This is a genomic window from uncultured Friedmanniella sp. (assembly GCF_964244285.1).
In the GTDB taxonomy this organism is placed as follows: domain Bacteria; phylum Actinomycetota; class Actinomycetes; order Propionibacteriales; family Propionibacteriaceae; genus Microlunatus.
On the sequence record NZ_CAXTHT010000001.1, the window covers coordinates 778384 to 790578 of the forward strand.

The 12195-nt window shown below is 71.9% G+C and carries 11 protein-coding genes and 1 pseudogene; 9 read left to right on the top strand and 3 right to left on the bottom strand.

Going from position 1 to position 12195, the window contains the following annotated elements; translation table 11 throughout:
• Window positions 1-117: 117 nt before the first annotated feature.
• The 7 genes from ACFE7W_RS03670 to ACFE7W_RS03700 all read left to right on the top strand — a co-directional run bounded on the left by ACFE7W_RS03670 (window position 118) and on the right by ACFE7W_RS03700 (window position 7777).
• Window positions 118-909, top strand: a complete 792-nt coding sequence (locus tag ACFE7W_RS03670) for a GAF domain-containing protein (protein WP_375423401.1) — start codon at window positions 118-120, stop codon at window positions 907-909.
• Window positions 910-1052: 143 nt separating this feature from the next.
• Complete coding sequence (locus ACFE7W_RS03675) at window positions 1053-1541, top strand: hypothetical protein (protein ID WP_375423402.1); 489 nt, start codon at window positions 1053-1055, stop codon at window positions 1539-1541.
• Window positions 1538-2311, top strand: a complete 774-nt coding sequence (locus tag ACFE7W_RS03680) for a hypothetical protein (protein ID WP_375423403.1) — start codon at window positions 1538-1540, stop codon at window positions 2309-2311. Before ACFE7W_RS03675 ends, ACFE7W_RS03680 begins: the two co-directional genes overlap by 4 nt.
• A 71-nt stretch (window positions 2312-2382) precedes the next feature.
• Window positions 2383-3480 carry an ANTAR domain-containing protein gene (locus ACFE7W_RS03685; RefSeq protein ID WP_375423404.1) on the top strand — a complete coding sequence of 366 codons (1098 nt, stop codon included), beginning with the start codon at window positions 2383-2385 and terminating at the stop codon, window positions 3478-3480.
• A gap of 133 nt (window positions 3481-3613) precedes the next feature.
• Entirely contained in the window at window positions 3614-4780 is a 1167-nt protein-coding gene (locus ACFE7W_RS03690) for an ANTAR domain-containing protein (RefSeq protein WP_375423405.1), read from the top strand.
• Complete coding sequence (locus tag ACFE7W_RS03695) at window positions 4777-5841, top strand: chemotaxis protein CheB (RefSeq protein WP_375423406.1); 1065 nt, start codon at window positions 4777-4779, stop codon at window positions 5839-5841. The genes ACFE7W_RS03690 and ACFE7W_RS03695 overlap by 4 nt, the downstream gene beginning before the upstream one ends.
• Entirely contained in the window at window positions 5834-7777 is a 1944-nt protein-coding gene (locus ACFE7W_RS03700; RefSeq protein ID WP_375423407.1) for a CheR family methyltransferase, read from the top strand. Before ACFE7W_RS03695 ends, ACFE7W_RS03700 begins: the two co-directional genes overlap by 8 nt.
• 11 nt (window positions 7778-7788) lie before the next feature.
• Here the strand turns inward: ACFE7W_RS03700 and ACFE7W_RS03705 are convergent, their stop codons facing one another.
• The 3 genes from ACFE7W_RS03705 to ACFE7W_RS03715 all read right to left on the bottom strand — a co-directional run bounded on the left by ACFE7W_RS03705 (window position 7789) and on the right by ACFE7W_RS03715 (window position 9971).
• A complete protein-coding gene (locus ACFE7W_RS03705) occupies window positions 7789-8856 on the bottom strand; it encodes a chemotaxis protein CheB (protein WP_375423408.1) in 1068 nt (355 codons plus the stop codon).
• Entirely contained in the window at window positions 8856-9203 is a 348-nt protein-coding gene (locus ACFE7W_RS03710; protein WP_375423409.1) for a hypothetical protein, read from the bottom strand. The genes ACFE7W_RS03705 and ACFE7W_RS03710 overlap by 1 nt, the downstream gene beginning before the upstream one ends.
• A gap of 99 nt (window positions 9204-9302) precedes the next feature.
• Window positions 9303-9971: a phosphotransferase family protein gene (locus tag ACFE7W_RS03715; protein ID WP_375423410.1), complete on the bottom strand. Its 669-nt coding sequence runs from the start codon at window positions 9969-9971 to the stop codon at window positions 9303-9305.
• A gap of 178 nt (window positions 9972-10149) precedes the next feature.
• Between ACFE7W_RS03715 and ACFE7W_RS03720 the strand changes: the two are divergent.
• Window positions 10150-10326, top strand: a pseudogene (locus ACFE7W_RS03720) (transcriptional regulator); the annotation flags it as partial.
• A gap of 137 nt (window positions 10327-10463) precedes the next feature.
• The gene (locus tag ACFE7W_RS03725) at window positions 10464-11663 is read left to right on the top strand and encodes an MFS transporter (protein WP_375423411.1); all 1200 of its coding nucleotides are present in this window, start codon (window positions 10464-10466) and stop codon (window positions 11661-11663) included.
• Window positions 11664-12195 lie beyond the last annotated feature (532 nt).

A 12195-nucleotide genomic window follows, 5' to 3' on the forward strand; every position in this document is an offset into this window, starting at 1 on the left:
CAGGGAGCCGACGAGTTGCCGCAGGGAGCGACCGGCACTCAGAACCCGGGGGCGCGCCTGGAGGAGAAATCAGGGACACTGGACACTGGAACAGCGCACGAGCAGAGGGGTGAGGTCGTGACGGAGTCTGGCGGGGGTTCGGTCCCCGTGACCGAGGTCGACGACGGGTCGCGCTCCGAGGCGGAGTACGAGCTCGAGGAGCACGACCTCCGCGCCGGGCTGGACGGCCTGGGTCGGCTGGGGTCGGTACGGTTGCCGCTGTCGGAGCTGCTGGACCGGGTGGCCGGGTTCGCCACGAAAGCCATACCGGGCGCGGACGGAGCTGGGCTCACGCTCCTGGAGGAGGGCCGCGGTCGGACCGTCGTGGCCTCGGTGCCGTTCGTGGCGGCGATCGAGGAGGTGCAGTACGAGCTGGGCGAGGGACCTTGCCTCACGGCGGCGGTCGAGGCGCGGACCGTCGTCTCCGGCTCTCTGGGCGCCGACCCGCGGTGGCGTCGGTTCGGCGGCCGGGTCGCCCGGATGGGCGTCCACAGTGCGCTCTCGCTCCCCCTCATTACTCCCGACGGCGTGATCGGCGCGATCAACGTCTACAGCTTCGGTAAGGGTGCCTTCGACAGGCGCGCCGCCGAGGTCGGTGAGCTCTACGCCGTCCCGGCTGCTATCGCCGTCCAGAACGCCCAGGCCCTCGAGCAGGCCCAACGACTCGCCCTTCAGCTGACGACCACCCTCGAGGACCGTCTGATGATCGAGCGGGCCGTCGGGATCGTGATGAGCCGCAGCGGCGTCGACCAGGCCGAGGCGCTGCGGCGACTGCGTACCCTCAGCCAGCACGAGCACCAGAAGCTGGTGGAGGTCGCACGCACCCTCGTCGACGAAGCCGTCCGCAGGGCTCGCAGCCAGCACGGCTGACCGCCGTCACTCTCTGGTCAACCCCGCCCTGCAACCGCTACGCTGGCCTTGCTGTTCCATCAGCCGATCCGGAGCCGACACGCTGGTCAAACCGCTTGTCGAAGTCGCCGGAATCCTCAAGGACTCGGCCTGACGGACTTGCCATGACCACCTCCAGCCCCACCCTCACCTCCCCGACCACGGTCCGCGGCGTGACCGCGGACACCGTCCCCGCCTGGTGGCCGATCGCCCGCTTCGGCGTCGCGGTGCAGCACCTGAGCCGCGACCGCTGCCGGGAACTCCTGGCGACCCATGAGACCGGCCGGCTCTTCCTGCCCGGACGTCGGGCGCACTCGACCGCGATCCGCTACCGCATCGGCTCCGACGTGCTGGTCATCGTCCCACCGCCGGCGGTGCTCGACGCCCTCGCCTCCCGCCCCCCCCTGGTCATGGTCTGCGTCGACCACCTCGAGGACGACCAGCAGCACGGCTGGTCGCTGGCGGTAGCCGGATCGCTGGTGCCGCCCGCTGACCAGTGGCGCGACCAGCCGGCCCTCGACCCCGGCGCCCTCCTGCTCGACCTCCACAGCCTCACCGGGCGCAGCGTCAGCGCGACGTCGGCGTCGACCCGACCCGTCGCCCTCCTCCGATGAGCATCGACTGCCAGGGCGCACCGCACCTGGTCCCCGGCTCAGCGGCCCCCGAAATCCGTCGCCCGCCCCGCGCCCTCGGTGACGGCAGCGGGACGGCGGACCGGGTCGGTCGATACGTCTGGCGGCTCTGCGACGACTACTGGTCCTGGTCGCCCTACCTGTTCCAGCTGTTCGGCTACGGCGATCGCGCCGCCGTCCCCAGCACGCAGCTGTGGCTGCAGCACCTTGCCGACTCCGACCGCGCTGCGGGCGAGCACCTCCAGGCCGAGCTGCGGCGGGGCGTCCGCTCCTTCAGCTGGCGGCACGGCATCCACACCTCGTCCGGGCGGGTCAGGACGGTGGTCGAGTCCGGCTGGGTCCTCGGCGGCGACCTCGCCTCGGCCGTCTGCCACGGCCAGGTCAACGACATCACTGCCGCCCTGAACTCAGCAGCTGACGAGGCGGTCCGTGCGTCCAGCCGGAGCAGGGAGAGCATCAACCAGCTCCAGGGTGCCCTGATGTTCAGCCACGGTCTCGCCCCCCATCCCGCTCTGCAGCTCCTGATCTGGCACAGCCAGACCTACAACGTGAAGCTGGCGACCCTGGCGCAGCGGGCGGCCGCGGAGCTGCCGTCCCTGCGGGCGGGCGCGTCCGACCTGCAGTCGGCCATGGACCGGCTGCTGCTCGATGCGGCCGTGGGCACGGCCGGCAGAACGGGGCGAGCGACCACCTGGGGGCACCGCCTCGCGACCGATGGAGGTGACTGCCGGCCCGGCGGAAGCAGCGGCTGAGGCCGCTCCTGGCATGGTGGGTGGTACCAGCAGCGAGGACGCGTTCCTTCGCATGCGGAGAGGTGACCGACGTGGCGTCAGACCGAGGCGAGCTGGCCGCGGCCCGGGTGGCGGCGGCGGCCCTGCGTTCGAGCGAGCTGCGCGACCGCCTCGCCCGGCTGCGACGGGGTGAGCCGAGCACGCACGAGGACGTCGTACTCGCCAAGGAGTCGGCCGCCCACCAGAAGGCCGAGGCGGCGCGAGCGCTCGATCGGCTCTTGCAGACCTACGCCAGGGCCGCCGACCTGCACCGGCCCGGGTCGACGCGGGCGCCGGGCGTGGCCCGGACCACGCCAGGAACTCGGCGTACCCCGCCGGCGGTTCCCCGCCCCGCACCTTCCGACCACCGCGACCGCCAGCGGTCGGCGGCCGAGGAGGAGAACCAGGTGCTGCGCCGCGCCCTGGTCTCCCTCGCCTCGCACGGCGACGCCAACGCCGGCTGGTCCAAGGACCGGCGCCAGGAGCTGTGGCTGGCGATGGCCGACCACTGTGGTCAGCCGTCCTGGCAGGGCTGGAACGACGCCCTCTGCCGCGCGGTCCCGACGGTCCTGCCCGCGCTCCGCGGTGTGGCCCTCAACGGCTACGACGGCCGCGGCGCCCCCCACCTCCTGGGCGTCACCGACGAGTGGACCCGCGAGCGGGAAGAGGTGGCCCGGCTCGTCGGCGAGGGTCCGGGACTCGAGGCGTACCAGCGTCGGTGCCCGGTCCTGGTGACCGAGGTCGAGCAGGAGCACTCGCGCTGGCCCGGCTACGTCGACGGAGCCGTGGAGGCCGGCGTCACCACCATCGGGGCGTTTCCGGTCCAGCTGAACGGCGTCGGGCTGGGGTCGATCACCCTGTACCCGCGTGACCAGGGCGGGGCCGGGGAGCGGCGGTGGGCCGACTACTTCTTCCTGGCCGCGGTCGCCGCCAAGACGCTGCTGGCCGACCTCGACACGATCGAACGCGGTGAGCCGGTGGGTGACGCCGCCGACGACCCCGTGCAGCTCGCCACGGGGATGCTGGCCGCCCAGCTGGACCTCACCGTCGAGGAGGCATTCGCCCGGCTGCGGGCCTTCGCCTTCAGCAACGCCCGACGGCTGGGTGAGGTGGCCGAAGCCGTAGTCTCCGGCTCGCTGCTGATCGCCTGAGGCTCCGGCCCTGCCCCACCGACCGGCGCCCGGACGCAGCCGGACGACCGGGTCCGTCACCGCTCCGCTGGGATACCCTCGGAGTCAGAAACCTGCCGGCCCCACTGGCCGAGAGCAGTGGAGAGGATCGCTGATGACGTCGGCACTGAACCTGGAGCGCTTCCTCGGAGAGCTGACCACCCGTCGGCAGCGGATCCTGCAGCTGGCAGAGCCGTCGGGCCCGCGTTCGGTCGACCTGCTCGGCGAGCTGAACGAGCTCGCCGAGCAGCTGCTCATCGCCGACGAAGAGCTCCGGGTGCAGCAGGAAGAGCTGGAGAGCGCCCGCGGCGCCCTGCTGTCGCTGAGCGCGGAGCGTGACCTGCTGCTGGAGCACTCGACCAAGGCCTACGCGATCACCGACCACCGCGGTGTGGTCGAACAGCTGACCCGGGCGACCCAGCAGCTGCTCCAACAGCCCCAGGTCCGGATCACCCCCCGCCCGATCGCCAGCTGGTTCGAGGTGGCCGACCGGCGCGCCGTCCGCGGCATGATCACCCGGCTCATGGCCGACGACGGACCGCAGCAGGCGGCGGGCGTCCACCTCCGCCTGGCCGGCGGAGGCCAGGTCCGGGTCGACGTGCTCGCCGAGGTCGTCGGATCCGCGGCCGGGGGCGAGCCCCTGCTGCGGTGGGAGCTGCTCCCCGCTGCCGACCGACCGCACCCCTTGCGCGCGGTCAAGTCCGACGAGCTGCCTCCCGCGGCCCCACTGGCTCTCGAGCTGGCGGAGGCCGCCGTGGAGCTGCAGGCCTGTGCCACGCGAACCGACCTCGCCGACGTGGTGCTGGCGGCCACGCTCCGGCTGGTCCCCGGCGCCGGCGACGCCGGTCTGGTCCTCAGCGCAGGCGATGCCGCCCAGCTCACCGAGGCGCTCGCCCCCGCGCGCGAGGGCGAGCGCCTCGGTCGGGCGGCCATCTCGGCTCCCCTGGTCGTCGGCCCCCGGCGGCTCGGGGTGCTCACGGTGTACGCCGGCGACGACGACGAGCTGACGCCGGAGTCCGAGATCGCGCTGACGGCTCTGGCCGTCCTGGTCGCGGTGGCTGTCCGCCAGCGCGACGAGGCCGACCGGCTGCAGCGGGCCATCACCTCCCGGCAGCGGATCGGGCAGGCCGTCGGCATCCTCGCCGAACGCCGCCAGATCACCCCCGACGAGGCGTTCGCGCTGCTGGTGTCGTGGTCGCAGGACCTGAACGTCAAGCTGCGCACCCTGGCCGACAGCCTGGTCGACACAGGTCGGGAGCCCCCGCCCCCCTCCCGACGATGAGCAGCCGCCCGGTCGTGACTGGTCACGTCCGCCCCGACGTCGTCGTCGTCGGGGCGTCGGCGGGCGGGGTAGAGAGCCTGCGCAACTTCATCGGCCAGCTGCCGGCCGACCTGCCGGCCCTGGTGCTCGTGGTGTTGCACGTGCCCTCGACCGGGTCCGGGATCCTGTCACAGATCCTGCAGCGGGTGAGCGCTCTGCCGGTCTCCCTCGCCACCGGCGAGGAGGACCTGCGACCCGGTCGGGTCGTCGTCGCCCCGGCCGACCACCACCTGCTGGTACGCGAGGAAGGGCTGCGGCTGTCCCGGGGCCCCCGGGAGAACGGGCACCGGCCCTCAGTGGACGTCCTGTTCCGCAGCGCCGCCCGGGCGCTGGACCAGCGCGTCATCGCGGTCGTACTCTCCGGCACCATGGACGACGGCACGGCCGGGGCCATCTCGGTCGAGGAACGCGGCGGCCTGGTGCTCGTGCAGGACCCGGGCGAGGCGGCGTACCCGACCATGCCGCAGTCCGTGGCGGCGAACCTGCTCCGGGCCCGGACGGCGAGGGTGGTCGATCTCGCGGCCGAGGTGAACCGGATCTGTCGCACGGCCGTTCTCGGCCCGGAGACCTCAACCCCCTCCGACGTCCTGACCCTGGAGGTGGAGCTGGCCGCCATGGACGAGGCGACCGGGCAGGGTGGGGGCCGGCCCGGGGTCCCGGCCGGCTTCGGCTGCCCGGACTGCTTCGGGTCGATGTTCCAGATCGAGGACGGGGGCCTACTGCGCTTCCGGTGCCGCGTCGGGCACGCCTGGACGGCGGCCGGTCTCCTACGGCAGCAGGCCGAAGCCATGGAGGGTGCGCTGTGGATGGCGTTGCGCAGTCTCGAGGAGAAGGCCGCTCTGAGCCGGCAGCTGGCCGAACGGGCGCTGGAGCGGGGCAGTCCCCTGTCGGCCGACCGCTTCGGTCAGCAGGCGGACGACGCAGCCCAGTCCGCCGACCTGGTGCGCCGTCTGATCGGATCAGCGCCCGTGTCAGGCTTCTCATCCCTGCTGGGCGCGGAAGGAGCGGTGATCGATGGCTGAGCGCGACCTGGAGGTCGACCGGGGCGAGGAGGACGTGCCGGAGAGCGCAGCCGGCGACGGCGAGGAGGCTCCCGGTCTCGGGCTCGGGAGTGACCCTGCCTTCGAGCGGCTCCTGGTCTTCCTCAAGGAGAGCCGGTCGTTCGACTTCACCGGCTACAAGCGACCGAGCCTGGTGCGCCGGGTGCAGTACCGGATGCACGAGGTCGGCGTCGAGAGCTACGAGGACTACCAGGACGTGCTGCAGCTGCAGCCGGACGAGTTCACCTCCCTGTTCAACACCATCCTGATCAACGTGACCAGCTTCTTCCGGGACGCCGAGAGCTGGGGCTATATCCGCGACGTCGTGCTGCCCGAGCTGGTCGACGCCAGCAACGGTGGTCCGGTGCGCGTCTGGAGCGCGGGCTCCGCGGCCGGCCAGGAGGCTTACACGGTCGCCATGCTGCTGCACGACCTGATGGGCAGCGAGTTCCGCGAGCGGGTCAAGATCTACGCCACCGACGTCGACGAGGAGGCGCTGGACCACGCCCGCCAGGCGACCTACTCCGAGCGCGAGCTGGCCGGCCTGCCCGAGGAGTACCGGGAACGGTACTTCGACCAGGTGGCCGGGCGGTACGTGTTCACCCCTGACGTGCGGCGCAACGTCATCTTCGGTCGCAACGACCTCACGCGCGACGCCCCGATCTCGCGCATCGACCTGCTGCTGTGCCGCAACACCCTGATGTACTTCAACGCCGAGACCCAGGCCCGCATCGTCAACCGGCTGGCCTTCGCGCTTCGGCCGCGGGGGGTGCTGTTCCTCGGCAAGGCCGAGATGCTGCTCAACCACAGCAACCTCTTCGACCCCGTCGACCTCAAGCGGCGGATGTTCCGCCGGATCAGGTCGGTCGTCCCCGACGGCGTGACGGCGGCACCGACCTTCCGCCGTCAGCTCCCCCCGGTTCGCGGCGACGACTTCGGCCACCTCCGCGAGGAGGTGCTGCTGACCGCCCCGATCGCGCAGATCGCCGTCGGGGCCGACGGGCGCCTGGTCGTGGTGAACCACCGCGCCAGCGCGCTGCTCGGCCTCTCCGACCGCGACCTCGGCCGGCCCTTCCAGGACCTCGAGGTCTCCTACCGGCCGATCGAGCTGCGGTCCCACCTGGCCGCCGCGATCGCCGCCCGCAACACGGTGGCGCTGCGCGAGATCGACTGGCGGCGTTCCGGGCCGGACGAGCTGTTCGTCGACATCCAGATCGTGCCGTTGCTGGACGAGGAGCGCAGCGTCACGGGCGCCTCGATCAGCTTCACCGACGTCACACGGTTCCGTCAGCTCCGCGTCGAGGTGGAGGGGACGAACCGGCAGCTGGAGGTGGCCTACGAAGAGCTCCAGTCCACGAACGAGGAACTCGAGACCACCAACGAGGAGCTGCAGAGCACCGTCGAGGAACTCGAGACCACCAACGAGGAGCTCCAGTCCACGAACGAGGAGCTGGAGACCATGAACGAGGAGCTCCAGTCCGCCAACGACGAGATGCAGAGCACGAACGACCTGCTGGCCGACCGCACGCGGGAGATCACCGACCTCAACGCCTTCATGCAGTCGATCATGAGCAGCTTCGAGGCGGCGATGATCGTCGTCGGCCGCGACCTCAAGGTCCAGGTCTGGACCCCGCAGGCCTACGAGCTCTGGGGACTGCGCGCCGACGAGGCGGTGGGGACCGGGCTCCTGGAGCTGGACAGCGGGCTGCCGACCGAGACCGTCCACGCCTGGTTGGAGCCGGTCCTCGCGGGCAGCCGGCCCTCGGTGGTGGGCGAGCGGCTGGACGCCGTCAACCGGCGCGGCCGTGCGGTGATCCTCCGGGTCACCGTGACGCCCCTGAGCACGGGTGACGGTCTGCCGAGCGGAGCGCTCGTGCTGATGGAGGAGCTGTCCTCAGCCGGCGGGTCCCGGAGCTGAGGAGCAGGTCGTCAGGTCGTCGCCGCGGCGTCGTCCGGATGAGCGGCCAGGGTCCACTTCTGCACCTGCTCGCGCAGGGCCACCGCCCGGTCGGCCAGCTCGGAGGCACTGCTGCGGAACGTGCCGGGACGGGGCGGTTCTGAGGTGACCAGGACCTCGGTGCCCTCCAGGTACCCCTGGACCACCGCCTGCTCCTCCAGAGCAGCCAGCGCAGCCCACAGCTTCTGCTCGGTGGCGTCGGACTGGGCCGCGGCCAGGGACTGCGGACCGTACTGGTGCCCGACGTGGCAGCGGAAGTAGCTGATCTGGGGCAGGTCCACCTGCGCCAGCCCGCCGCCGCACTCGGGGCAGGCCAGCCTGGTCAGCTTCGTTTCCCCTGAGCGCAGAAAACCGGGTTCGTTCGGGAACGCACCGTCCATACCCACCTCCACCTCCACCTCGGTCGTGGCCGGCCGCACGTCGGAGGCTCGTGCGGCTGATGATCGTCGCAACGCGGCAACGATGTCCCGGCTGCTGGGCACACTGCTCATGATCCTCGCACCTGGCGCTGCCGCCAAGGCCGCACCGGGCATGCTGCCGAACTCGGCCGCGTCCGGGTCCTGCACCCAGACCGTTCCGCCGACGAGGTCGACCAGCGCCGCGCCGACCGCACCGTCGTCGAGGACGCCGGACAGGACCACCGCGATGGTGGCCGGACCGGCACTCTGCGCGGCACTGGCGAACAGCACGTCGACCGAAGGCCGGTGCCGGTTGACCCTCGCCCCGGCGCTGACGCGGGCGAAGCCGTCGTTGACCAGCAGGTGCCGGCCGGGAGGGGCCACGTAGACGTGGCCGCGCTCGAGCCGCTCCTCGTCGACCGCCCAGGAGGCCGGGAGCTGCGAACGGCGGGCGAGGATGTCGGGCAGATGGCTGCGCCCGTCCTGGCCGGTGTGCTGGCACACCAGGACCGCGGCATCCAGGTCGGCCGGCAGACCGTTCACCAGCTCGGTGAGCGGACCGAGGCTGCCGGCCGACCCGCCGATCGCGAGCAGCGGGACGGGCGACGTCGGCGGGGTCGTCGGCTGGGAGCTCGTGGACATCAGCCGTTCTCGTCGTTGGTGGCAGCGCCGTCGTCGTTGGTGGCGGCCTCGTCGTCGGCCACCGCGCGACGGCGGTGCTCAGCCGCGCGTTCACCCTGCCCCGCAGCGTCGAGCACGTCGGAGGCGTCCCGGTGGTGGCGAGCGGCCCGTCGGTGCGCCTCGGCGGCGCCGCGGTGGGCGTCGGCGCTGCGCGCTCGCTGTCGCTGGGCCGCCTCGCCCGCCCGGCTGGCGTCCTCCGCCGTCACGGCCTCGCCGCCCCGGAGCCGCTCGAGGCGGTCCTCGAGCTCACGGGCACGCCGACGTGCGGACTGGGCCCGCTCGCCGGGACCATCTTCTGGCCTGGTCACCCTGCCATGCTCCCACGGATCCATCCGCCCGTCGCCGCTGTGCCGGTGCCGCAGCGGCGGAACAGCGTGCCAACGGGATTCGGGTCGCTCTCACGGCGATCAGGGCCAGCGGGTGAGCTTCTCGGTGAGCTGGTCGAGATACTCGGGCGGTCCTGCTTCGGCGAACCAGAGCCAGAGCTCCGCCGCGTGGATCGGGAACCAGGCCCTCACGTCGGCGAGATCAGCGCCGTAACCCTCGACCAGGGCCTCGACCGAGCGCGGGTCCTTCAACGATGCTCCCCACGCCGCGCGCGACACCTCCCGCATCGGGTTCCCGACGTGGGAGGCCTCCCAGTCGAGGACGGCCGTGATCTCCGTCCCCACCGCGAGGAGATTGCCGTCGGTCCAGTCGCCGTGGCACAGGGTCGACGGACCGGCCGCCGGCGGAATCGCCAGCGGGAGCGGTGGTCCGCCAGCGGATTGGTAGCGCCGGATGATGTGGGCGTCGTCGGGACCGGACGGGAACCCCTTCGGTGGTCGTCGCGCGTGCAACCGGCGTAGCAGACCCGCCGAGGTGCGGAGCCGGTCGAGTCGAAGCTCGGCGTCGCCGCTGTCGAGCCGTTCGCCCGGCATCAGCGTCATCAGGATCGAGTCCGGTCCGACCTCGATGAGGTCGGGCACCGGCAGGTCGTGGTCGGACAGGGTGCGGAGGGCGAGCATCTCGACCTCGCGGCGAGCAGGATCGGCGAAGCGCTTCTCGACGACCGTCTGGCCGTGATGCTGTGTCACCCTGACCTGGCCCACTGCGCCCTGCCGCACCCTGACCCCCCCTCCGTGTCGAGGGCCAGTATGGTCAGCTCGGCGAGCGTGCGGCGGACACGAGCGACCGTTCTGGACCAGAGCACGGGCGAGCTTGGCGGGGTCGCCGCCCTGCAGCGAGACGAAGCAGGTTTAGCACCCGGTCGTCGGGGACCTCGACCTCACCTTCGAGGCCCTGGACCTCCTCTCGGAGCCCGGACTGCAGCTGCTCGCCTTCACCGCAGCACCCGGATCACCGAGCCGCGATGGCTTGCAGCTGCTGGCGACCCTCGCCGCCTGCGCGGTTGAGGAAGCAATCCCCGCACGAGAGCGTTGTGGCCCGTGATCCCGTCTGAACCGCGGACTCGGTAGCCATCCCGCCTTCCTGCCTCGCCCGCCACCGTCCGCCGGGCACCACGTCCCGTCGTTCTGACCAGCTCCGCGCCCGCGGGCCTGGCGCACCCGCCCCTCGAGGAGCTTGGCATGACGAGCACCGCCTCGGTCTCCCTCACCACGACAACGGCACCGACTTCGGCCCGGTCCGGGTGGCTCGGCGTGATCGCCCTGATGATCGCGGTCTTCACGCTGGTCACCAGCGAGTTCCTCCCCGCCAGCCTGCTCCCCCTGATGGCGAGCGACTTCGGCATCACCGAAGGCATCGCCGGCCAGGTCGTCACCGCGACCGCGCTGGTCGGGATGGTCGCCGCCCCAGGGGTGGGGCTGCTGTTCCCGCGCCTGGACCGGCGGCGCCTCCTGACCGGCCTGCTCGTCATGGCCCTGCTGTCCAACCTGCTGACCGCCGTCGCGCCGAGCTACGCACTCGTCGTCGTGGCCCGCCTGGTGCTGGGCGTCGCCATCGCGGGCACCTGGTCGATGGCCCTTGCCGTCGCCGCCCATCTCGTTCCCGCCGGAAAGCTCGGACGCGCCATGTCGGTCGTCAACCTGGGCGTGGCGGCCGCCACCGTGGCCGCTGTCCCCCTCGGGGCGCTGATCAGCTCCTTCGCCGGCTGGCGTGCGGTGTTCTGGGGGGTCGCCGCCGCGACCGGGATCGCCATCGTCCTGATCATCGTCGTCATGCCCTCGGTACCGGCGTCTGTCGGTGGCGGTGTCCAGACGTTGCTCGCCGTCCTCCGCTCGCGGGTGGTGCTCGTGGGACTCATCGGCCTCGCGGTCCTCGTGGCCGGACACTTCGGCAGCTACACGTTCATCCGTACGGCCGCCGAGGGTGTACCGGGGCTCTCGCCCTCGACGATCGCCGTACTCCTGGCGGTCTACGGCGTCGGGGGCCTGCTCGGCAACCTCCTGTCCGGGCTCATCGCCGACCGCCACCTCGGCATCGTGATGGTGACGGTCCCCCTGATCACCGCCGCAGCCATCGTCGGGGTCTCGTTGTCCGCCGCCTCCGCGTTCCTCGTCTTCGTCGGCGTCGCCCTGTGGGGCATCGGTTTCGGCGCCATCCCCACGATGTCGCAGACGTGGGTGTCCCGGGCCGAGCGGGAACGGGTCGAAGCGGCCGGCGGAGTGTTCGTCGCGACCTTCCAGCTCGCCATCGCCCTCGGTGCCGCTCTCGGCGGCGCGCTCCTCGACACGACGGACGTGCACACCGTCTTCCTCGCCGGTGGGACCGCCGTCCTCGTCGGCGGCGTCCTGCTCGCCTCGACCCGTCGGCGACTCTCCCACTGACCGACGTCGACACCTGGCCGGTGGGGCTGGACCGTCTGAAGAGAGCGGGCTCGCTGGGGCACACGCGAGTCTCACCTGCCGGCTCGCGACGGTGGGAGCGGGTCGCAAGCTCCCCCGTTGACCGAGACGAGCCCTCGGACGGGCCGGATGAGAACCGGTACGGAAAGAGTCGGCATTCCCGGGACGACAACTCCGTCGACGGCTCCCTCGCGGTCAGTTGCCGGGTGCTGCTTGCTGACGGACCAGCCGTCCAGACTGCGGTCGAAGGTCGACCTGCTCCGTACGAGAACGGGCCGACAACACCCGCTCCGCGACGTTCGGCTGTTCCCGGGCAAACCCGACTCGAGATTGCGCACATGTCGGTGACCTACGTCCCGTAGGTGCCTGGCTCTTCTCGATCTCGCACCGGACCGTGACCAAGCATCTTCTCCCAGAACAACGCTTGAACGTCAAACGTGCAGCTCGTATGAGGCTGCTCGAGCTGCGGAATCTCATCGTCTTGTCGGGATCGGTTGCGCGCGACTAATCCGGT

Coding starts and splice junctions, on each gene's coding strand:
- ACFE7W_RS03725 (WP_375423411.1), top strand. CDS start 10,464: ATGACGAGCACCGCCTCGGTCTCCCTCACCACGACAACGGCACCGACT.
- ACFE7W_RS03700 (WP_375423407.1), top strand. CDS start 5,834: ATGGCTGAGCGCGACCTGGAGGTCGACCGGGGCGAGGAGGACGTGCCG.
- ACFE7W_RS03705 (WP_375423408.1), bottom strand. CDS start 8,856: ATGTCCACGAGCTCCCAGCCGACGACCCCGCCGACGTCGCCCGTCCCG.
- ACFE7W_RS03675 (WP_375423402.1), top strand. CDS start 1,053: ATGACCACCTCCAGCCCCACCCTCACCTCCCCGACCACGGTCCGCGGC.
- ACFE7W_RS03680 (WP_375423403.1), top strand. CDS start 1,538: ATGAGCATCGACTGCCAGGGCGCACCGCACCTGGTCCCCGGCTCAGCG.
- ACFE7W_RS03690 (WP_375423405.1), top strand. CDS start 3,614: ATGACGTCGGCACTGAACCTGGAGCGCTTCCTCGGAGAGCTGACCACC.
- ACFE7W_RS03695 (WP_375423406.1), top strand. CDS start 4,777: ATGAGCAGCCGCCCGGTCGTGACTGGTCACGTCCGCCCCGACGTCGTC.